Source organism: Pseudoalteromonas sp. S1610 (genome assembly GCF_005887465.1).
In the GTDB taxonomy this organism is placed as follows: Bacteria; Pseudomonadota; Gammaproteobacteria; order Enterobacterales; family Alteromonadaceae; genus Pseudoalteromonas; species Pseudoalteromonas undina.
Genome location: NZ_PNDI01000014.1, coordinates 32964 through 55036 on the forward strand (window position 1 = coordinate 32964; position 22073 = coordinate 55036).

A 22073-nucleotide genomic window follows, 5' to 3' on the forward strand; every position below is an offset into this window, starting at 1 on the left:
CCAAAAGCATTTTATGAAGTACTCATTAATTTACTTAGCCTGCTTAAGTGCAAGCGCACAAAGCATTGCCCAAAGCCAACCAATAGAGAAAATTGCGGTTACATATAAACAAGCTTACCGAGGCGATATTCCTCAAAAGCAAATGCCACAATCAATCGAAACTCTCGATAACGCGGTACTTGATCAAAAAGGAATAACTCAATTACAAGATGCGCTGGATTTTTCTGCCAGTATTTCACGTAAAAATAACAGTGGCGCATTGTGGGATAGCTTTTCGATTCGTGGATTATCGGGTAACGAAAACATGCCATCGGGTTACTTAATTAATGGTTTTAGCGGTGGACGCGGATTCAGCGGCCCTCGTGATGTATCAAACATTGAGTACATTGAAGTATTAAAAGGTCCAGGTTCTGCACTATACGGGCGCTCAGAGCCCGGCGGTACAGTAAATATCGTAACCAAAAAACCTCAATTTGAGCAACAGGGTGAGCTAAAACTTAGCTTAGGTAGTGATAATTTTAATCGCGTTGAAGGTGACTATACAAACGGCATTAACGATAACACAGCATTTAGAATAAATGGCGCATGGCAAGATAGCGACAGCTACCGCGATGAGGTGTACACCCATAAAAAGGTGGTTACGCCATCTATTTATCATCAAATAAACGCTTCAACCAGTATCACTTATGAATTTGAATACGTTGATTTAGCCCAGCTATTTGACCGTGGGGTTGTTGTACTTAATGATAATTTTAATACTGTTCCTAGCTCGCGCTATTTAGGCAATCCTAACGATGGTGACACGCAAGTATATTCTCGTGGTCACCAAGTGACTTTAAATCACGATATAAACAATGAATGGTCACTTATTGTAGGCGCAAACTACCGCAGCTCAACATTAGCTGGGTTTTCGTCTGATGCTGAACTTTCACCCTCGCGCCAATCATTATCCGGTGATGGCCGCACACTTACCCGCCAACAGCGCTACCGCGATTATGACGTTGATGATACCAGCCTTAAATTTGAGCTAAGTGGGCATTTTGATACAGCAGGAATTACCCATCACTTATTAATTGGAGCCGACGCATACAAATACGACTTACGCACTGGACTTTATCGTTATCGCAGCGGTAACGGCACTTACACAGTTGATATTTATCAGCCGAATTATAACGTTGCGCGTCCTGAAGTAGATTTACTCTACGAAAACAACGAACAACAAGATGCTTATGGTATATACGTTCAAGATCAAATGGATCTGACTGATAAAATTAAGCTATTAGTTGGCTTTAGATTCGATAGCGTAGATCAAGACATTTTAGAAACCAAAAGTGGTGTGCTTTCAAGTAGCTCACAAAGCCAGGTAAGTCCACGAGTAGGCTTAGTATACGAGCTAAACAACGCTGTAACCTTATACAGCAGCTACTCCGAAGGCTTTTTACCATTAAGTGGCACAGATGCAAACGGCGACCCATTTGGCTTTGAATACAGTGACTCATTTGAAGTAGGCGCTAAATTTAGCTACCAGGGCATAACAGGAACCTTCGCATTATTTGATGCCACTAAAAGTAATATGCTAGTAGCCGACCCTATAAACGTTGGTTTTTCAGCGCCTATTGGTAAAGCAAACAGTAAAGGTGTTGAACTCGATTTAAGTACTTATATTACTGATGATACAAAGTTTAATTTATCTTACGCTTATATAGATGCCAGTACTGCAAACGACATAATAAATGCTGATTGGGGCGTGCCAATCAAAAAAGGCAGCCCATTAGTCAATGTGCCTAAAAATAACTTAAACCTAACGCTTAGCCATCAAACGGCCGTTCTTGGTAAAGAGCTAGAACTAGGTGCCAGTTATCAGTACACCAGTGAGCGATTAGGCGATGCCGCCGATTTAACATTTAACTTACCGAGCTATCAACTAGTTGGTATTTTTGGGCAGATAAACTTAACCGAGCGCACCAAGTTAAATATCAGTGTTAACAATATTCTTGATGAAGAATATGCTCAAAGTAGCTACAACGCATTATGGGTTTACCCCGGTGCGCCTACTCAATTTAAGATGTCATTGGCATATCAATTCTAACAATTTCATAGTCCCGATTAGCTATTTTAACCCGACTTTTGTTATTTAGCTTTTCATCCAAAGCGTCTTAATGTAGTGGTTAAGGCGCTTTTTTTATTGTTTTGTATAATACATAGCAGCTGTTAACCCCCTTTACAGTTATTCTTCAATTGATATGAAGGCAATTAAAAAAGCCGTATAATTTATATACGGCTTTTGTTTTTAATTAAAACTGATAGCTTATCCGAGCCGAAACATTACGTCCTGGTTGGCTATATTGGCTAAAATCAGTACCTTTGGATTGACCAGCAATAAGTTCAAACGGTACGTACTCTTTATCGAGTAGGTTAAGTAAACCTACATTCATTTGCCATGCTTTCCACTGATAATTTGCATATAAATCAACAACACCATAACCGTTACCTTGTGTTGTTTTATTACCATTAGTATCAAGTACTACATCAGACTGCGCCTTAGCTAAACGCCAAGCCGCGGTCCAATTAACATTGCCAAACTCAGTGCTTACTAATATAGAACCATTTAACGGGCTAATACTAGTAAGTGGCTGATCAGAGTCTTTGTTTTCACCATCTACGTAAGCAACATTGGCTTCTAATAAAATATCGTCGGTGACATACATAGCAATACCAGCTTCTACACCGCTGATCTGGGTTTCGCTAATATTTTGGTATTGGTAAAATGTTTTATTTACATTAGGAATATAAGTTGGCTCAACACCCGCAATGGTTGTTTCGATAAAGTCATCATAGGCAGCATAAAAAGTACTTAGATTTACACTAATATCGCTACTTGCGTATCTTAATCCGATCTCGAATGAGTCACTGCTTTCAGGGTCTAAATCTGCGTTTGGTAATATTTGATAAAATGGCTCAACACCATGGCTTTGATAGGCTTGGTCGTGTGGCGGTATTTTAAAGCCTCGAACATATTGCCCATACCAAGATAAATTATCGTCTACCTGATAAATCACACCCAGCTTTGGTGAGAACGCAGACTCGGTAATATCATCAAGCTCGGCGTCAGCGTATAACGCATCTTTTTTGGCTTCAAGTGCATAATAATCGTAACGAATACCCGCAACTAACGACCAATCAGTCTCGTTAAATTTAATACTGTCTTGCATATATACACCAACTAAAGAAGTATCGGCGCCAGGAAATGCTTTTTGTTTTTCATTCGTAAAATCAACAGTACCATCATTTAATACACGGGTTTTTAAGCGTGGTCGAGTAGTATCATATAAATCAATATCTACTCCATAGACAAATTCATGCTCGGTATTTTCTCCTTTAACTTCCTTACTAAATACCGCTTTTAAGCCTAAAATATCTTGCTCAAACCCGTAGTCATTATAATCGATGTAATTTCTAGCTGCGCTTATTTGGTCACTTTGTTGCTCGTATCGACTATAAGATAGTTGCCCATACCATTTATCAAATATAGCTGTTGCCATATCTGAATCATAATCGAGTGCAAATGAGATATTTGTGTCTTCGTCTTCGGTTTCTTGAATGGATGGAGTGATTACTTGCTCTGTTGTTTGATTAAAGTAATCTAAGGTATATTTAAGGGTCCGCTTTTCATCAAGTTTTTGCTCAACTTTAAGCAGTAAAGCATCAGAGCGGGCATCGTAACCTGGTAAATCTTCAACGTAGTTTTGTACTTCTTCACTATCGCGATGGCTATAAACAGCGCTAATAGCAAAGTCACCTAAATCTTTTGCTGCTGTAATATCAGCAGCAACCTGATTGCTTTGGCCTTGGTAGCCTAACGCTACTTTTACCAAGCTTTGTTGATCCACTAAATAATCACTCGGATCTTTAGTTGTTATTACTACAATTCCCCCTAGTGCATCAGAACCATATAGCGATGATGCCGCCCCTTTTGCAACTTCAACTTGTTTAACACCCGCAACATCAAAGTAATTTCGCCCCACTAAATAACCGCCGCCGCCAGCGTAGCCATCGTTTGTGCGTCTTCCATCTTTAATAAAAACAACTCTGTTGCCACCAACACCCCGTACAGTTAATGTTTGCGCGCCTGCGCCACTGCCAGTACTTGAGATACTTGGATCGTATTTAAACATAGTTTGTAAATCTACAGCGAGCTGACGCTCAATATCTTGTTCGGTAATAACCGTTACTGAGCCAGTCACATCTTCAAGCTTTTGTTCAAAACGAGAGCCACTAACTACAATATGATCGTCAATAACATTTTCGGCCAATGCGCTACCAGAGCTAATTAACAAAGAGGCTAATGCTGTAAATTTAAAAGAAAAGGGATTCATCTCCACTCCAAATGATAATAGTTATTATTTACTTTTAAATGGTACAACTAACCCAAAACAAGATCAATTGATTATGATAATCATTTTCATTTAGATTAAAGTGGTTATAATACTAAAAAATAAAATCGGAGTTTGTTATGAAGTACCTAATTTTTTTTCTGGCTTTAGCCACTCAATCAGCACTCGCGAAAGAGCGTGTGATCAGTGCTGGCGGCACATTAACTGAAATAATCTACGCACTAGAAAAACAAAATAGTTTAGTCGCGGTTGACCAATCAAGTATGTATCCGCAACAAGCAACACAGTTGCCACAGGTAGGTTACTATCGAGACCTAGCCGCTGAGGGAGTGCTTTCAATGCGCCCAACTACGTTACTTGCACTTGAAGGTGCAGGAAGAGAGCAGGCGCTAAAGCAAATAGAAGCGACCGGAGTGAAGGTTATTCACTATAAAAAGCCGACTTCTGTAAATGAACTGCTTGCGCTAATTAAGCACCTTGGTAGTGATTTAGATGCAAACCTAAAAGCTCAAAGCCTAATTACTAAAATAAAAAAATCGTTACCTACTAAAGCAAAAACACAGACTCATAACGCTTTGTTTTTACTTTCAGCTAATGAGCGTGGGCTCGTCGCAGCAGGACAAGAAACGGTGCCCAACTTGCTGTTTAATTATGCGGGCATTACCAATATAGCTGCTACGCATACAGGCTTTAAAACAATTAACAGTGAAGTACTGGCTGTAAGTCAGCCCGATTTTTTAGTGGCGCCAGCGCATGTTGTGCAAAGCCTTGGTGGGAAACAAGCCTTTTGTAAACAGCCTACACTTCGTTTATTAAAAGCAGCGCAAGAGTGTCAATTACTGGTCATGGACAGCTTACTTTCACTGGGCATGTCGCCGCGTATTGCAACTGCGATTCAAGCATTGCATGAGTATAAAACACGCTTATGAGCACGTTAACTTTGAATCGTTTTAACGCCATAACACTGAGTAACCCGCATAAGTGGATGCTATTAAGTTATGGCTGCATTTTTGCTTTAGCATTACTTAGCATAGGCTATGGAGCCGCAGGATGGGATTGGCGCTTAGCGATTGCATGGCTAGCCCCTGAGCATTTTAGTCAATTTGATGCGCTACAAATTAATGTAGTTACACAAATACGCCTGCCTCGTTTTGTCCTTGCAGTGATGGTGGGTTTAGTACTTGCACAAACAGGGGCTGCAACTCAAGCGCTGTGCCGTAACCCGCTTGCCGATCCCTCTATTATTGGTATAAGCGCAGGCGCTGCAATGGTCGCGGTTGCTTTTATTGCCCTTAGCGCACAATTTAATTTTAACGCTCAACACTACTTACCTTATGCCTCATTTTTGGGCGCACTCTCAGTAACGTCGCTGGTATATTTAGTCTCAAAACAACAAAAACAAATTAATATCAATACGCTTATATTAGTCGGTGTCGCTATTAATGCATTGGCATTTGCTGTTATTGGGTTATTAAGTTTTTATGCTGATGACAGCGCACTGCGGTTAATTAACTATTGGACCATGGGCTCATTAGGCGGTGCGAGTTGGGATAATATAAAACAAGCGAGTCCTTTGCTTTTACTGAGCCTTATCGGGCTATGGCGATTAAAAGAGCCAATGAATTTACTTCTTATTGGTGAATCACAAGCTCAATACTTAGGTGTCGATACCAGCAAGCTTAAATTATACGTCATTATATTAGTTGCATTGGGCGTAGGTGCGGTAGTTGCGCTAACAGGTTTAATTGGCTTTGTTGGTTTAGTTGTTCCTCACATCGCACGCCTCATGGTTGGGCCACATTTACGAAATATGCTGCCACTTTGTATGCTTTTAGGTGTGATTGTGTTGCTACTTTCAGATTGGTTGGCACGCTTAGTTGTTATGCCTGCGGAGCTGCCAATTGGCATTATAACGGCGTTACTTGGCGCTCCACTATTTATATATTTGATCATTAAAAATAAGCGAGATTGGTCATGATCACGTTTAACAACCTCAATATAGGCTTTAACACCCATCGTGTTTTAGAGGGTATTAGCGGCAATATCCAAGCAGGACAACTTGTCGCACTGATAGGCGAAAATGGCGCAGGTAAATCGACCTTACTGCATACTTTGGCAGGCATGCATCCCTTTGAGGGAGATATACTATTTAATACCAAACCTTTGCATTCATTTTCTAAAGAGCAATTAGCTAGCAAGCGCGCTGTAATGATGCAAAGTAACCATGTTGGCTTTGATTTTAGTGTATTTGAACTCATTGCTATGGGCCGCTATCCCTATACAGAGTCTCTTAAAACACAAGCCAATAAAGTTCAAAAATATGCCTCACTTATGGATTTAACCCATTACCTAACACGTCGAATGAGTGCGCTTTCGGGCGGCGAACAACAGCGAGTTCATATGGCGCGCACATTAGCCCAGTTAGATGCTTTTACTGCGCAAACGGGGCCTAAATTAATGTTGCTCGATGAGCCAACATCAGCGCTAGATATGCGTCATCAACATACTTTACTTAGCTGTGTTAGAACCTTTGTAGAGCAAGGAAACAGCGCCATTATTGCTATACACGATCTTAATTTAGCAAGCCTTTATGCAACCAACGCTATTTTATTACACAACCAAAAAGTGCTGCAAAGCGGGTCTATAAATACCGTTTTAACAGCACAAAACTTACAACAAATGTACGCCATGAAATTGCACGTTAACCCTCATCCTTATAACGATGCGCCCATGGTTTTTTCTCAACGTCAGGAGTTTTCATGAGAGAGCAAGCATTAAACGACGCACGTACGCTCGTTTTTAAAACCCATGCCGGCGTAATGTCGACCATTTCAAATAATTTACGCGGCTATCCGTTTGGCTCTGTTACACCTTATATGTGTGACGAACAAGGTCGCATCTACTTTTTTATTAGTGACATAGCTCAGCACACCAAAAATTTAAAACAGGACTCACGCATGAGTCTGACTATTTTTGATGCCGCCGATTATGGCGATCAAAACGAACATGGGCGAGTAACACTCGTAGGTGATGGCTCTATTGTGGCAAAAGAGCAAAGCGAAGTACTACTTGATAAATATATAGCTTTGTATCCTGAGGCTGCAAGCTATCGCAATGCGCATGATTTTCAGCTTTGGCAATTAGATGTAGTACGGGTGCGTTATATTGGCGGTTTTGGAAAAATATTTTGGCTTGAGCAAAACGAGTGGCAAGCTCAGCCTAAAAAGTGGGATGAAAGCCAGCAGCAAAGCATGATCACTCATATGAATGAAGATCATCAAGATGCTATGTCGCTGATATTAATGCAGCACTATAACGTAGCCGATAACACCCCAATAATGAGCGGCCTACTACCCACAGGCTTTTATATACAAAGCCACAAGCGTAATTACTTTATTAATTTTGTGAACGAGTGCGATAGCCCATTAGCCGTGCGAAAAGCACTTGTAGCCTTAACAAACCAAGCTCGAAACAGCTCAAACCAACTAGCGGAGACAGTATGAAAAAATTAATAGCCTTACTCAGCACTACACTGCTACTGAGTGCCAATGCTGCATATGCAGACGAATGCACACTAAATATAGATGCAAACGATATGATGCAGTTTTCAACTAAAACACTAAGCGCCCCTAAAAGCTGTAAACAAGTGACCGTAAAGCTTAGTCACACCGGTAAATTACCTGCCAATGTAATGGGTCATAACTGGGTGCTATCTACTGAACAAAACATGCAAGGTATTATCACAGATGGCAACGCAGCAGGGCTTAGCAACCACTATATAAAGCCTAATGATAGTCGCGTGATTGGTGCTACAGACATTATTGGCGGCGGCAAAACAACCGAAGTTACTTTTAAAACCAGCGGCTTAACCGCCGGAACCGATTACACTTTCTTTTGTTCTTTTCCTGGCCATTACGCCATGATGAAAGGCACATTTACGCTTAAGTAAATATTAAAAAGTGTATTACACAAACACAGTGCCAACCTCTTATTGGCACTGTGTTTTCTCGCCTCGCTTGACTAAAGCTTTGAATGCCGCTTGTTGATGTGCTTTTTGCACATAACGAGCAGGCAAAGCGTTAACTTCTAATTGATAACCATTTTGCTCAGGTTGTACTTTTGATACTGGCGAAACCCATACAACATTGAGCTCTGGGGCAATTCGCTTAATTACCCGCGCTATGCCTTCACCATTTCTCACATGAAAGTCACCAGCTAAATGTATAACCTGTGTGCCCTTATTTTCACTAATATGGTTAACGATAGACTCAGCCATGGTTTCATCCCAAGTAACTTGCGCGGCGTAAAGTTTTTCGTTTTTACTCGCCGTTCCATGATGCATGGATTGCATAAAGCGTTCTTTATAAAGGCTTGGAGAAATATCTATCTCTTTTGCAATAAAACTACGCTGTTGTGCGTCAAGCTTATTAATATAATTAATACCTTGGCGACCAATACAGGTAACAATATGCTTAGGCGCATTTGCAGCTATCACATCGCTATTTTGCATCTTCGCCAATTCCACTAACGCACGATAATCGCTCTTATAATTAGGCCAAGCCTTAGTGTTATCAATTAGGTATTGTTCACCTATTTTACTCTCAAGATAAAGGTTTAGTGTTTGCTGATCAGCGCGGCTAAATTGCTCAAGCGATAGAGCAATAGGCTTATTTTGCGTGCTTAATTGCTGAAACAGCTCAGCCTGAAATAAGTGCACACCGGGGTGTGTATGCCATTCACCGACTAAAACAACATCGGCATTCAAAAGCGTGGATTCTGACAATATTGAATTAACTCGCTGGCCATTTGCATTATAAAGCCCGTAATTATACAAGGATGAACTTTGAGATACTGATACTGTGTTTATACTGCAGCCTGATAATCCACTGAGTAAAACAAGTGCTAAAAATGGGTTTTTCATATCGGTTTTTATAAAAATAAGAATCAAAACAATGAAGTTAGTATACACAACAAACTGCTTTAAACCCACAAATGCAAATAAAAACAATTATCATTTGATGTTTTAGAGTTTCTGTTTTACAGTCTTAAAAAATATACAGATATGGAACGTCCCATGGCCTTACCTTTTTTATGTGCTCGACACAAACAACATGTTTTATGTCAACCAGAGCAAGCAATTATAGATATTCAAAACGCGCAGTTAAGTGGCGAAGCGCTGTTTAAACGATACCAATTTGCACAAGCATTGCCGTACTTGGGGTGTGCACTTGAAAGTGCGTCCTTGTTAGCTCAAATGTATAACTGTGCGAATAAACAGCAAATCATACAAATTACCTCACTTACAGAGCGCCTTTATTCCACACTTCACTTTTTAGACGAACAAAGTGCTGCGCACAATGCACTCATACAATCTATTAATCTGCTAAACGAGATATTGTATAGCGATGATGAATATCATGACTTAGCGCTTTCATGCATTACACAGCTAAAAAAATTAGCACTGCAACATCCTCCACACCTTACTAAGCACTAATCTTTATGGCAATAAGCAACGCGCTAAACAAAATTGGGTTAACTTTTTATATTAATAATGGCTAACATATCTTCTTCGTCTTCATCTAGGCCAACTTCTTCAAACCCAAAACTAGAATAAAAATCCTTAGCAACAGGGTTTTGCGGGTTATAACAAATCTCGATTTGTTCAAGCTTAGAAGTCGTTTTAATCTCTGCAATTGCCATTAATAATGCTTGGCGGCCAATACCTTTATTTTGATGATGTTCATCTACCATAAAACGCCAAATAGAAACTTTTGTAAGGGTTTCTTGTACCCACATAAAAAAGCCTACAGGTTTACTATTTAGGTAAATAGCTTTACAGGTATACCCGCTATTGTAGTGCGCCTCAACTAACGACCACATATTACACGCTACGTATTCTTGCTGCGCTTTGGTAACGTCTAAATCGCATACCTCTTCGTAATTAGCAGAGGTGACATCTTCCAATGAAATGTTCATTATTGTCCTTAATTTAAAACATGGAGTTATAAGTAGTTTTGTTTTATCACGTTATCAGCACTAACATATCTAGGCAATGTATTCTTTTTAGGCACAAAAAGCCGCAGTAATAAATACTGCGGCTTTGTTTACATAACACGTGTAATTCTTTATTGATAACAAACAATAGTACTGTGCTTTTGAAGCTTTTCAGAATTGTTATGCTCTTAAGCTGGTGTTACTATTATCGAAACGGATTTTTAATTATCAATAAATGGAATTAAGGTTATGGCTATTCAATTAGCAAACTACGAAATTAATATACGCTCATTTCACCCTGAAAAAGACTTTGGCTGGTCTGGACTAATGTTTGAAGGAATAATCGAGGGTTTTCGCTAAAACCTAGTGGTATTAAACCTACGACCTCAAGGATTTGGCATCGTCTACGGCTTTCTACAAAAAATAGTAAAATTAGTTCTATTGATACAATATCAGATCCATCAAAAGCACCGTGGGAAGATAAGAAAAGAATATATTCTGGTAACCTAGCACCAAAAGGGCGTGTTACCCTCAAAGAAAAACCTCCAACTAATAATAGTATTTATCAGTATCGGTTAGACGGCCAATACGGGGGAGTTAATCACGCCATGCCAGGTTCTCCTCAGATGCAAGAAAGATTAGACTTTTCATACGTGCCAACTTTAAATGTTAAGTATAAAATTATTATAGACATTGATACTGTTAGCGGTCACATGGATATAGTTACTTATATCACTGGCGATGCTTTTCCTAATTGTGAAGCATTTATTGTTGGTCCTGGTGGGCGAGCTATCTCCCTTGGTATACATGTTCGCAAAGTTGCGCCACCACTAAGCTTATCTCTTAATGCTGATTACCCAATGATTGTAAGCGCACTCCGTTTGCCTCTCAACAATAATGGTAGTTTTAAAGGGACCGTAGGCGATGAACTATTTAGACAGGCAAATAAATACCCCAAATTAAGCTTTCATAAAATAGCGGATTGGAATTATCGTTTCACTTCTATTCCAGCAAATAGCGGTCATTGTATGCTGCTTGAAAAAGCGAGTTTAGAAAACTGTTTTAATGGCTTACTTAAGTAAAAAGGCGACTCGATGAAACCCATCTTTAAAGCACACTTTTTAAAAATATTGTTTTTTGGTTCAATGATATCGTTATTATCAGCCTGTACAGAGGTAAAAAAAAGTGAACCCGTAATTTACCTTATACCTGAAAATTATGTTGGCTCTCTATACATAATATTTAATGCACCAAACGGGCATCCACCGAAATACGAAGACGGCTCTCGGGTATATGAAATACCACCATCAGGTATACTGGTTACACAAATGGATGCCAACGAGGGCTGGATTGAAAACAATCAAATACAATACTTTGAAGTGAGTAATGCGAATGAAAGAACACCCATAAGCGAAGACTCTTCATTAAAAGATAAAGATACTACAGACGATGGAGAAACAAGAACTGTGTATGTGGGTGGCCTAGGTGAATCGGGTCCAATATATGGCTGTACTGTGATTAATCAAAATTTTACGGTTGGTACAGACGCAGAACAGACCGACAGGAAAAATTTATTCAGTATATACGATGCTATTAAGCGCAAAAATATAGATGAAAAACTTTTCAAAGGTATGTGTAAGAATAGTAAAGATGTTACATCACCCCAATAATAAAATGTAGTTACTTTTTCAAAATACCAATATCCGACGTATTACTTAGCTAATTACTAAAGCTATTCAAATAAAAAAGCCGCAGTAATAAATACTGCAGCTTTTGTTTTTAGCTAAATGCTTTTAGTATGCGCCTGCGCTATATATAAGCTCGTAGCTGTGGCTGTAAATCTCAAGGATGTTACCAAACGGGTCTTCCATGTAGATCATGCGGTACGGCTTTTCACCAGGGTAATAGTAGCGTGGCTCTGGCATACGTTTTTTACCACCTGCAGCAACAATACGATCCGCTAAGACTTCTACATCTGGGTCTTGTACACAGAAATGGAAGATACCGGTTTTCCAGTATTCAAAGTTGTCTTTAGGGTTTTCTTGGTCTTTAAATTCAAAAATTTCTACACCAATTCGGTCGCCTGTTGAAAGATGCGCTATTTTGAATTTTTCCCAATTTGGACCAAATACATCGGTACACATTTCGCCAATTGGGCTGTTGTCTTCAGTGATCACGGTAGGCTCCATTATGGTGTACCAGCCCATCACCTTAGTGTAAAACTCTACGGCTTTTTCAACATCGGGAACTGAAATACCAATGTGCGAAAAACTACGTGGATATGTATGACTCATAATAAATACTCCTACTTAACTATGTTTAGTTGATGGAGTGAGTTTACGAACTGACCAACATTAAGTAAAATTATCATTAATCATCATTTTGAGTATATTTTGTAATGATAAACCCGACATGGTTAAACACGTTTTGTACTTTAGTTGAGGTAAATCACTTTACCCAAACCGCCGAGCGCCTTTATATGACCCAGTCAGGCGTAAGCCAACATATAAAAAAGTTAGAGCAGCAAGTAGATTGCGCCTTGCTTGAGCGCCACGGTAAACAATTTACGCTTACCGTACATGGGCAAAACTTGTATCAGCAAGGCAGCTTATTATTAAAAGAATGGCAGTTTTTAGAGCAGCAATTAAAAGATGATTCACCTTACAGCGGTTTAGTAAAAATACAGTCGCCAGGCAGTTGCGGGCTAAAGTTTTACAATCAACTATTAGCACTGCAAGTAGAGCACAAGAAGCTAATTATAGATTACCGCTTTGCTCCAAATACCAATGTTGAACAAGCGGTGGCCAATCATAGTGCCGATATTGGCTTTTTAACTCAAGCGCCTACCCTTAGTGAAGTTACCAGCCACAAAATTGGTAAAGAATCCCTATTATTAGTAACGCCCGCACATATAGAAAACCCAACGTGGGAGGTTTTATGTGAGCTTGGCTTTATTGGCCACCCCGATGCAAAACATCATGCGCAGCTTTTACTTAGCGAAAACTACAGTGAATTTGAACATGTTGATCAAATTAAGCAAACGGGGTTTTCTAACCAAATAAGTTTAATACTGGAGCCGGTAAGTTTAGAGCTGGGTTTTACGGTTTTACCCGCACACGCAGTAAGTGCTTTTAATAAACCTGCGCTTATTAAAACGCATCATTTAACCAAACCAATTAGCGAAAATATTTATGTGTGCCATCACCGAAATAGGCCGTTAGCAAAGCGTATGCATTGCGTTATTGATGCGATAAAAGCAGGCTAGGGCACCTAAATCAGCGCCCGTAAAGCCCCTTTACAGCTTAAGCTGTACGTTTAGCTTTTTGCGTAATGTCTGTGAGGCTCTGTTTGCTTTTTAAATAAACCTTATGCACAGCAAAAGTAAGTAAAGTCATCAGTACCATCATACAAAGTGTCGGCCAAAGGCTGAGGGTATGATAACCAAGCGCCCCCATAAACCAGCAAATAAGTACCCATTGAATAACATAAAGCGCGGTTACATGTTTACTGGCATATAAAAGAGCACGTGTAATAGGGCCATTATATTTATCAGCAAAAATAAACTGTATAGCCGCTAGTGCACATAAATTTAAGCCAATTAAATAGCTAATACCGCCGCCATTTAAATGGAAAAAGTTGCCAAACTGCCCTTTAAAATCAATGGCTAACCATATGCCGCCAATAACAAGTAAAGCAGCACCGAGTTGTGCACATACTTTATATAAGTAATCGGCATTTTGTTGGTTACTAAGATATAAACGACCCAGTACGTATCCCGTTAATATCGCACTTATCCAAGGAAAAACCGGAAAATACACCTGATAGTTATTAGCAAAAAACAAATCGCTAATATAAGGTGAAAGCGTAAATTGCTGCCCCCTCACAAACTGGCTCATAACTGCAATTGCAATGGCTAAAACCGCAATCCATATTGTTTTCCAACGGGCAATATTAAGCACACCAAACAGCAATAAGCTAACTCCAGCCAGTTGTAAAATATCACCTGTTAACACCATAAATTGTAACTGCCCAGCACTGAGCGGACTTTGCCAGCCATACGCATTTATAAACGCCTCAGGCATGGTATTAAATACTTCAATAGGTAGCCAAAACTTGGCCACATTCATTAAATAGGCAAGCAGTAAAAGCTGTAAACCTCGCTTAATTAACAGTAAGGGGGTTTGCCTACGCGAAAGCGCCATAGATAGCCCCATTGCCACTAAAAACGAGGCGGTACCTTTGCCAAGTATATGCACAACCGTACCAAATGCGCTTTCACTTTGAAGCGTCGTGGAGGCATACATCCATAAGGTATGCACAATAATCATAATAAAAACGCTCGCACCACGCGCAAGATCAATCATTTTAAGACGTTGGTTCATTGGTTTTAATATCCTTTTTAGGGCAGGTTTGGCATTTGCTATAACCGGCTAAATAATAGCGGCAACAGGTTAAACGCTGGGGTTTTTCAGTAAATGGCGCATCAAGATTAAAGTGTTCACAAATAAGGGTGTGCAGCTGACGATGGCAATTGTTGATATGTAAAGTAGTAGCAAGGTCTAAGCTATGAGCTCGCTCAATGGCGCTACTTAATGAATCGAGTAATAACCGAGCTTGTTCTTTTTTACCAAGTGCATAGTCGGTATTTACCCATTCACCAACTTGGCTTATAAAATGAGTAAACGCTTTGGTTTGCTCAGTTTTACTTACTAACACGCCATTATTCAGGTTAAACCCACGACAATAAGCGCCATTTACCGCTAACGGCATGTTAATGGGATCAGCCGTACTTTGCTTGCAAGCAAACCAATAGCAATAAGCGTAAATAGCTTGCCAGCAAAGCTGTAAATACAAATGCCGACTAATAAATTGCTTAGGCGCAGTAGGGTACTGCGCCTTACAACGAACTGTTAAAGCGCGCACTAATAATAAGCTCGGTTTAAAAGTTCGTTGCACGGGTTGTTGGCAATATAAAAACTGCGCAAGGGTAATCGGTTTAGCCATACAGCTTTGCCGATACGGGGTTGTTTAAGTTACCAGCAAACTGCAAACTACCTGCCGGATCCGTTAAATCAACCATTTGCTCATTATTACCTAACTGTAAGCGGTTTAAACAAGAGTGTGCAAACTCATCACTAAAAAAGTCATACTCTTTAAATCGCTCATTTAAAGCAGGGTTAGCATGTTGATACGCTTTAACACTTTGCGTAACACACTGCCAAAAGTCATGCTCTGTAATACGCTCTTCTCGCACTAAAATTGCTACTAAGTATCTAAAGAAGCAGTCAAATACATCGGTAAATATACTTAACAGCTCAAGCTCTTTAGGCATAGAAACATGAATACGTTCAACCCCTGCAGGCAATACTTCAGTGCTATTAAGTAAGGCAACCTCTTCACCTATGTCTTTCATATATGCGCCCACAGGCACCGAGTTTTTAAGCTTTAAAATGAGGTTTTCGCCGTGAGGCATAAACACTAATTTATGCGCGTAAAAACAATGTACTAGCGGAATTAAATAAGCATTAAAGTACGCATGTAACCACTGCTGCGTGCTCAAACCACTTTGTGCTATCCATTCGCCCACTAAACTTTGGCCATTGTTATCTAAGTGTAATAATGCTGCCATAGTGGTCAGTTGTTCATCGCTATTTAAATTATGGTTTGGGTTTTCTCGCCATAAACAGGCAAACATTTTACGATAGGGTGTATCACCTAGCGCGCTTTGCTCAAACGTATGATGGGCATATCCTAAGGTGGCGTATTCTCTAAGCGCTGTAAAATTAGCGCCTGCGAGTTGTTGATCTTGGCTAACCTTAGCAAATACCCAATCGTTAATGGCAGGAGTCACCGCCATGTAAGCACGCGATAGGCCACGCATAAATCCCATATTTAAAATCGACAACGCCACTTTTAAATACGGCTTATGCGGGTGCGAGCAATTATATAAGGTCCGAATTGACTGTTGCGCTTGATATAAATCGTCACCTTCACCTAAATACACTAATCGCTGATTTGCCAACTCATTTGCAAATACCACACTCAATTTGTGTTGGTACTGCCAAGGGTGAGCAGGAATGAGTAAGTAATCATCGGGGTTTAGGTTTTGAGCTTTTAGCGCTTTGTTAAAAGCATCTCGGGTGGTTAAATCTAGCTCATCACTTATATGGCTTGGGTAATCGGCAAAGTATTCACTATGGGCAAAGTCGCATACCGCTTTATGCGCTGCTAACCACAGTACTTTAAACGGTTTGCCTACTTCTGGCGCATAACGTAAAAAGTCAGCTTTACTAAAACCAATGCGGCCATTATTAGCAACAAAGGCAGGATGCCCTTCACTCATTGCGGCTTCTATTTTTTGCAGCCCTAAATTAGCTAACTGCGCCGCTGTTAACGTGTTATTTTCACGTTTAAAGCACGCACTGGCTAAAGTAGCATTTAGCTCTTCAAGGTAGGTGGCAAGGCGCTTACCCGTTAAACCTAGCGCAGGCCCTTGCATACTAAAAAAGTGCAACACATCTAGCGGCTGCAGCTCTTCGTTAAGGTTGTAAAAGCATAGGCTTGGCTCGTCTATATCTATATGATTCAGTGCCATAGCACGGCCATTAAAAATAAAATAACCGCCTTCAACGTTTACTTTAAAGCCTTGCTTTGTTGTCTCTGCAGCCAATAAACGCTCGTGCACGAGCTCGGTGAGTGCTTTAGCTTGTAAATGCCGGTTTGCCCATTGCCAATGTGGCTGTATCACGTAGTCAGTTTGCAAAGGCGCTAACGAATCAGTAAATAACTGGCTGTGCCTATCAAAGGCTGCTTTGTCACAAAAGCCTAAATAAGCGGCTTTTTCGCCTAGTTGAATTTGCTGGGTGTGCACAAATCCCAAACGCTTATTTAACGTATGAATTTTACTATTAGCAATGTCGGGCTCAACCACAACACGGGCGGCACTGTTTTGAGCAAAAATACTTTGCAGCACGCACTGCATCATTTCAAAACTAAAATGGCGCTTAGGTGCCGTGTTAGGCGCTAATAAAATATGCATACCCACATCATTAGGTTCAACCTCGTACGCCGCTTTCATTAAGCTTTCGTGCTCTGGGCTATAAAGCTCAACTAAAGCCAATAGGTTATTATTTTGCTCGATCACGTATGCCTGATGATGAGGCGTAACAAAAATATCTTGATACGCTTTAGTTATTTGTTGCTCGGTTTGCTGCTGCATCCCCCAAAAGTGCGCATACGGTTGCTTAAGCCAATCGCAAACAGTTGGCATATCTGTTTGTTGTAATAACCGCATCGTCACTTTACCGGTATGCTGTAGGGTGGTTACAAAAGATGAAAAATACATAAAAACTCCAATAAATCTTAAAAACTAAGACGCTGAACGCGCAGTTCGAGCAACAGCCTTAACCCGCCAAAGCAAAATAAAGGCAAGGCTTGCAAAGCCAATAGCAGCAAAGTAAAACACAACCGTTGTTGAAAGATGCTCTACGCTCATACCCACTAGTAACGACGCTAAAATAACCCCGATGTTTTGAGCAATGTGCACTTTGGCAAAGTCGCTGCCGTAATGTGCAGGCTCACTTTTGGCAAATAGCATTACTTCTAGCAGTACCATCACTTGAAATAGCGCAAAACCATATAAAACACGTGATAAAATCACTAACCCCACCGACTCCTGCGCTTGTAAATAAAGCCCAAGCGCGCCCAAAATAAGTGCACATAACAAAGTGCTCGTGCGGCTTAATGTTGGAAGTGGTAAATGCTGCCTGAAATGGTTAAAAACCAGCATAACAAGCGCAGCAAAAGCAGGAATGGCGTATACAACAGCGCTTTGCAACGTGCTGCTTTGTGCGTTTAATGCTTGCCAATGAGTAGTAAAGAAGGGGCGAATTAAAAACGCGCTAAAATAAACCACCACACTTAAAAAGCAAAATTGCCAAATAAAATAGGGAATACGTTCTCGCGGTTTTTCAGTCGCTATTGCTTGCTGATAAATACCTGTTTTTAATGAATACATTAAGTAGGCGCATAATAAAACCTGAACTAGGTCACCGGCACTACTGAGTAATAACGCATAGCGTGGCTCTGCTAAACTAAAGAAGTAACCACCAATTAAAGCACCACCAATCGCACCAAAATGCATCAATACAGAAAACAAACCAATAATAGATAAATGCTTAGTTTGTTGCTCTAATCGCAGTGCAAATGGGTATATAAGTAGGTAGCTTGCCTTTAGCACCAACATAAGTTGGTAGTAAATCCAAAACTCCCACACATTGGTCGCAAAGTAGCAAAGCAGGCCAAAACCAGCGGCTACTACTTGGGTTACTAACCACAAAGCCAACTCATTGTATTTTTTAGCGACCTTAGCCCATAGTGGTAAAGCCAGCATTACAGTAATACAACAGTTAGCCACAAAGAGGCCGATTAACGTGGCGTTACTAATAGCAAATTCACTAGCAAAAAATTGCGGATAAAACGGTAGCAACAAGGTATCGCATACCACCGAAATAACCGTCAGCAAAATTAGCGCTAAACGAAGACTCATGCGGCGCTACTCTGCTGTTGTGCTGATAGGGTGACATCGCTTAAATCAAAGTTTTGAAAAGCAATTTTTTGCTCAACCTGATAAGGCGAATAACCTAAAATTTCACGTAAAATAATACTATTACGGTAGCAAGCCATACCTAAATCTGGAGTTACAAAACCATGAGTATGCTGCTCGGCATTTTGTACAAAAATACGTTTTTGTTCGCTATCTACCGCATATTCACGACTCACTAAATAACGACCTTGCTCATCTTGGGGTAATTGGTGGGCAATATTATTTAAAAAAGCAGGGCGCTGATATTTAAAGCCCGTGGCGCAAATTAAAAAGTCGGTTTCTATTGAAAAGGGCTGCTCAAGCTCCTGATGATAAAACTCAGTCAGTAAACGCTTACCTACTTTTTGAGTACCTGTTAGCCTGCTGTTAGTTTTAAATGTAGTAGAAATTGGCCCATCAAGGCTTTGCGCGTAGAGGGTGTCGAAAATGTCGTTAATTAAATCGCCGTTAATGCCCTTAAATAGATTTTTTTGGTTTTGATTGAGCCAATCTCGCTGCTCAGTTTTTAAATTATAAAAGTAATCAACATACTCAGGAGAGGTCATTTCAAGGGTGAGCTTAGTATACTCAAGCGGGAAATAGCGCGGTGAGCGTGCTATCCAATCTAACTGCAAACCTTGCGGTACTGCTTGCTGCAATAAGGTGTGGTAAATTTCTGCTGCACTTTGCCCAGCCCCTACCACGGTAACTCGTTTAGCCGCTTTTAATTCATCAAGCCGATGACAAAAATCGCTACTGTGCATTACGTTATTTGAGTTACTTTGCACAGCGCAATCAGGAATATACGGTGCAGGCCCTGTGCCCAAAACAATATGGCGAGTTATATAATGTTGCATACCATTAGGGGTGTTACAGCTAACGGTATAACACTCACTTTGCGGGCAAAATTCAACTTGAGTGACTGTTTGTTCAAAGTTAACATTTGAAAGCTGCGAGCAAACCCATTGGCAATATAAGTTGTATTCACGGCGCAATAAAAAAAAGCTTTCGCGAATATAAAACGGGTATAACCGATTATTCAATTTGGCATAATTTAAAAAGCTATATTGGCTGGTTGGATCTGCCATGGTTACTAAATCCGACATAAACGGAGTTTGTAATGTAACGCCCTCCAGCATCATTCCAGGGTGCCAATCAAACTCACTGCGCTGCTCCAAAAACAGGCTTTTTACATCTTCGAGCGGTTCACTTAAACACGCTAAAGATAAGTTAAATGGGCCAAGGCCAATAGCTATAAAATCGTAAGGTTGATTATCCATTATGCAATTTCCCTATAAGTTTGCCATGCAATGTGGCTAATTTGCTCAATAACAGCGCGTACATCAGATAATTGGCACTGCGCATTAAGCAATGTAAATTTAAGATAATGACGACCATTTATTTTTGTACGGGCAATCATGGCTTCACCGGTTTTTAAAAACGTTTGTCGTACATGCAGGTTTAAAGAGTCGAGTAAATCAAGGTCATGTTTTAAGTCATCAGGGGCAAATCTAAATACCAAGGCACTAAGCTCGGGGTAGTTAACTACTTCAAAGTCGGGGTGGTCGTTAAGTACAATATGAGTTTGGCGCGCAAGACCAATAACTTTATCGAACGCACGGCCAAGTGGTGCTTCTCCAGTGGTGCGCAGTGTTAGCCATAACTTTAAGGCATCAAAACGGCGAGTGGTTTGCAGACTTTTATCTACCAGATTAGGCGTGCCATTTCCGGCCTCTGCTAATGGGTTTAAATAATCGGCATATAAAGTAATGTGGCTAAAATGACGTTTGTCGCTTAATAAAAAGGCACTACAACTAACCGGTTGCATAAATGATTTGTGATAATCAATCGTTATTGAATCAACCAACTCAATGCCATTAAGCGCATTGCGATGGTGCTCGCTCACCAACAAACCGCCACCATAAGCGCCATCTACGTGGCACCATAGCTGCTCTTCTTTAGCTAGCATGGCAATATTATGGATTGGATCGATAGAGCCAAAATCGGTTGTGCCTGCGGTAATAACAACTGCAATGGGTAAATCACCTTGCGCTTTGCTTGTTGCTATGGCGGTTTTAAGTGCCTCCATATCCATTTGCATTTCGCTGTTTGTAGCCACCGGCACCACGGCGTTGTAACCTAAGCCCAGTAACGCCGCTGCTTTTTGAATACTAAAATGGGCCACCTCAGAGCAATAGATTTTAAAACGCGAGGCAACAGCTGGTAAGCCTTGTAATTTCACCTGATGTTCTGGCGCATAGCGGCTTACTGCTACTTCACGAGCAACCAACATTGCCATTAAGTTTGATTGCGTGCCGCCACTAGTAAATACTCCATCGGCAGTGCTTGGCAATGCTGCTTTTTGGCATGTCCAATCAATCAGCTTTTGCTCAATTAACGTCGCCCCTGCACTTTGATCCCACGTATCTACCGAGGTATTAATAGCGGCAATAATGTGTTCGGCCACCACAGCAGGATAGGTTACAGGGCAGTTTAAATGAGCCATGTAGCGAGGATGATGAAAATACACAGCATGATCTAAATATACGCCTTTTAGCTCTTCAAGCACCGCCGGAAAGTCAGCCAATGGCTGTGATAAATCAACATCGTTTACGACTTCTGCTAACGCATTTACCGACACACCTGAAAATGGCTTTTGGGCTTTAGCCATCGCTTGCTGAACTGCCGACAACCCTTGCAATGACGCTATCTGATAATTAATGAACTGCTCTAAATTGAATTGTGGGGGCAAGCCGCTTTGTTCAAATACAGCCTGTTTTTCAATGGTATTAATATTTAACACTTGAGATTGAGACACATCAACATTCCTTGAGTACACTTTTTAGGTGCAAGGATCTTAATGATAATGATTTCCATTTACAATAATGAAAAAAGATTAGATAGCAACTTTTTTTAAATTAGAGCTAATAAGCTTGTCGTATATTTTTAAATAAAATCGATAAACTTCACTATTAAACGACAAGCATTACAAGCAAAAAAATAAACTTAAAAAAGAGAAAGTTAAGTAAATTATTTTAGCGGTAGCAAAGCTATGTTTAGCCATTACCACCTATTCAAATACGAGCAATAAACACGCAACT

The 22073-nt window shown here is 40.3% G+C and carries 20 protein-coding genes; 10 read left to right on the forward strand and 10 right to left on the reverse strand.

What is annotated here, in order from left to right; genetic code table 11:
* Window positions 1-13 precede the first annotated feature (13 nt).
* Entirely contained in the window at window positions 14-2089 is a 2076-nt protein-coding gene (locus tag CWB77_RS08045; RefSeq protein ID WP_138622220.1) for a TonB-dependent siderophore receptor, read from the forward strand.
* Window positions 2090-2294: 205 nt separating this feature from the next.
* Here the strand turns inward: CWB77_RS08045 and CWB77_RS08050 are convergent, their stop codons facing one another.
* Window positions 2295-4376 carry a TonB-dependent hemoglobin/transferrin/lactoferrin family receptor gene (locus CWB77_RS08050; RefSeq protein ID WP_138622223.1) on the reverse strand — a complete coding sequence of 694 codons (2082 nt, stop codon included), beginning with the start codon at window positions 4374-4376 and terminating at the stop codon, window positions 2295-2297.
* A 137-nt stretch (window positions 4377-4513) separates the two neighbouring features.
* Here CWB77_RS08050 and CWB77_RS08055 point away from each other — a divergent pair, with 137 nt between their 5' ends.
* Genes CWB77_RS08055 through azu form a run of 5 tightly spaced genes read left to right on the forward strand, consistent with a single transcriptional unit; the run spans window position 4514 to window position 8343 of the window.
* Entirely contained in the window at window positions 4514-5323 is an 810-nt protein-coding gene (locus CWB77_RS08055; RefSeq protein WP_138622225.1) for a heme/hemin ABC transporter substrate-binding protein, read from the forward strand.
* A complete protein-coding gene (locus tag CWB77_RS08060) occupies window positions 5320-6372 on the forward strand; it encodes a FecCD family ABC transporter permease (protein ID WP_024602445.1) in 1053 nt (350 codons plus the stop codon). The genes CWB77_RS08055 and CWB77_RS08060 overlap by 4 nt, the downstream gene beginning before the upstream one ends.
* Window positions 6369-7157 carry a heme ABC transporter ATP-binding protein gene (locus tag CWB77_RS08065; RefSeq protein WP_010388751.1) on the forward strand — a complete coding sequence of 263 codons (789 nt, stop codon included), beginning with the start codon at window positions 6369-6371 and terminating at the stop codon, window positions 7155-7157. Before CWB77_RS08060 ends, CWB77_RS08065 begins: the two co-directional genes overlap by 4 nt.
* Window positions 7154-7897, forward strand: coding sequence for a HugZ family pyridoxamine 5'-phosphate oxidase (locus CWB77_RS08070; protein ID WP_054201528.1), 744 nt, complete (start codon window positions 7154-7156; stop codon window positions 7895-7897). Before CWB77_RS08065 ends, CWB77_RS08070 begins: the two co-directional genes overlap by 4 nt.
* A complete protein-coding gene (gene azu / locus CWB77_RS08075; protein WP_138622227.1) occupies window positions 7894-8343 on the forward strand; it encodes an azurin in 450 nt (149 codons plus the stop codon). Before CWB77_RS08070 ends, azu begins: the two co-directional genes overlap by 4 nt.
* Window positions 8344-8382: 39 nt before the next feature.
* Here the strand turns inward: azu and CWB77_RS08080 are convergent, their stop codons facing one another.
* Complete coding sequence (locus CWB77_RS08080; RefSeq protein ID WP_249931431.1) at window positions 8383-9363, reverse strand: ChaN family lipoprotein; 981 nt, start codon at window positions 9361-9363, stop codon at window positions 8383-8385.
* A gap of 105 nt (window positions 9364-9468) precedes the next feature.
* Between CWB77_RS08080 and CWB77_RS08085 the strand changes: the two genes are divergently transcribed.
* Window positions 9469-9888 (forward strand): hypothetical protein, encoded by a 420-nt coding sequence (locus CWB77_RS08085; RefSeq protein WP_010388755.1) that lies wholly within the window; start codon window positions 9469-9471, stop codon window positions 9886-9888.
* A gap of 38 nt (window positions 9889-9926) precedes the next feature.
* On the opposite strand, the gene CWB77_RS08090 is transcribed toward CWB77_RS08085, so the two are convergent.
* Complete coding sequence (locus CWB77_RS08090) at window positions 9927-10370, reverse strand: GNAT family N-acetyltransferase (RefSeq protein ID WP_138622231.1); 444 nt, start codon at window positions 10368-10370, stop codon at window positions 9927-9929.
* A 644-nt stretch (window positions 10371-11014) separates the two neighbouring features.
* Between CWB77_RS08090 and CWB77_RS18605 the strand changes: the two genes are divergently transcribed.
* Together CWB77_RS18605 and CWB77_RS08100 are read left to right on the forward strand one after the other, a co-directional pair.
* Window positions 11015-11470 carry a hypothetical protein gene (locus CWB77_RS18605; protein ID WP_249931432.1) on the forward strand — a complete coding sequence of 152 codons (456 nt, stop codon included), beginning with the start codon at window positions 11015-11017 and terminating at the stop codon, window positions 11468-11470.
* Between the two features lie 12 nt (window positions 11471-11482).
* Window positions 11483-12058: a DUF6843 domain-containing protein gene (locus CWB77_RS08100; RefSeq protein ID WP_028834631.1), complete on the forward strand. Its 576-nt coding sequence runs from the start codon at window positions 11483-11485 to the stop codon at window positions 12056-12058.
* A gap of 123 nt (window positions 12059-12181) precedes the next feature.
* Here the strand turns inward: CWB77_RS08100 and CWB77_RS08105 are convergent, their stop codons facing one another.
* Window positions 12182-12682 carry a lactoylglutathione lyase family protein gene (locus CWB77_RS08105; protein ID WP_138622233.1) on the reverse strand — a complete coding sequence of 167 codons (501 nt, stop codon included), beginning with the start codon at window positions 12680-12682 and terminating at the stop codon, window positions 12182-12184.
* A gap of 104 nt (window positions 12683-12786) precedes the next feature.
* On the opposite strand from CWB77_RS08105, the gene CWB77_RS08110 reads away from it, so the two are divergent.
* Entirely contained in the window at window positions 12787-13653 is an 867-nt protein-coding gene (locus CWB77_RS08110; RefSeq protein ID WP_138622235.1) for a LysR family transcriptional regulator, read from the forward strand.
* Between the two features lie 37 nt (window positions 13654-13690).
* Here the strand turns inward: CWB77_RS08110 and CWB77_RS08115 are convergent, their stop codons facing one another.
* Genes CWB77_RS08115 through CWB77_RS08140 form a run of 6 tightly spaced genes read right to left on the reverse strand, consistent with a single transcriptional unit; the run spans window position 13691 to window position 21790 of the window.
* Window positions 13691-14770 (reverse strand): heparan-alpha-glucosaminide N-acetyltransferase domain-containing protein, encoded by a 1080-nt coding sequence (locus CWB77_RS08115; RefSeq protein ID WP_138622237.1) that lies wholly within the window; start codon window positions 14768-14770, stop codon window positions 13691-13693.
* On the reverse strand, window positions 14754-15392 hold the full coding sequence (locus tag CWB77_RS08120) for a hypothetical protein (protein ID WP_138622239.1): 639 nt from the start codon (window positions 15390-15392) through the stop codon (window positions 14754-14756). The genes CWB77_RS08115 and CWB77_RS08120 overlap by 17 nt, the downstream gene beginning before the upstream one ends.
* Window positions 15385-17733: a GNAT family N-acetyltransferase gene (locus CWB77_RS08125; protein ID WP_138622241.1), complete on the reverse strand. Its 2349-nt coding sequence runs from the start codon at window positions 17731-17733 to the stop codon at window positions 15385-15387. Before CWB77_RS08125 ends, CWB77_RS08120 begins: the two co-directional genes overlap by 8 nt.
* Before the next feature lie 24 nt (window positions 17734-17757).
* Window positions 17758-18936 carry an MFS transporter gene (locus CWB77_RS08130; protein WP_028834626.1) on the reverse strand — a complete coding sequence of 393 codons (1179 nt, stop codon included), beginning with the start codon at window positions 18934-18936 and terminating at the stop codon, window positions 17758-17760.
* Window positions 18933-20252 (reverse strand): lysine N(6)-hydroxylase/L-ornithine N(5)-oxygenase family protein, encoded by a 1320-nt coding sequence (locus tag CWB77_RS08135; protein ID WP_138622243.1) that lies wholly within the window; start codon window positions 20250-20252, stop codon window positions 18933-18935. Before CWB77_RS08135 ends, CWB77_RS08130 begins: the two co-directional genes overlap by 4 nt.
* Window positions 20252-21790 carry a pyridoxal phosphate-dependent decarboxylase family protein gene (locus CWB77_RS08140; protein ID WP_138622245.1) on the reverse strand — a complete coding sequence of 513 codons (1539 nt, stop codon included), beginning with the start codon at window positions 21788-21790 and terminating at the stop codon, window positions 20252-20254. Before CWB77_RS08140 ends, CWB77_RS08135 begins: the two co-directional genes overlap by 1 nt.
* Window positions 21791-22073 lie beyond the last annotated feature (283 nt).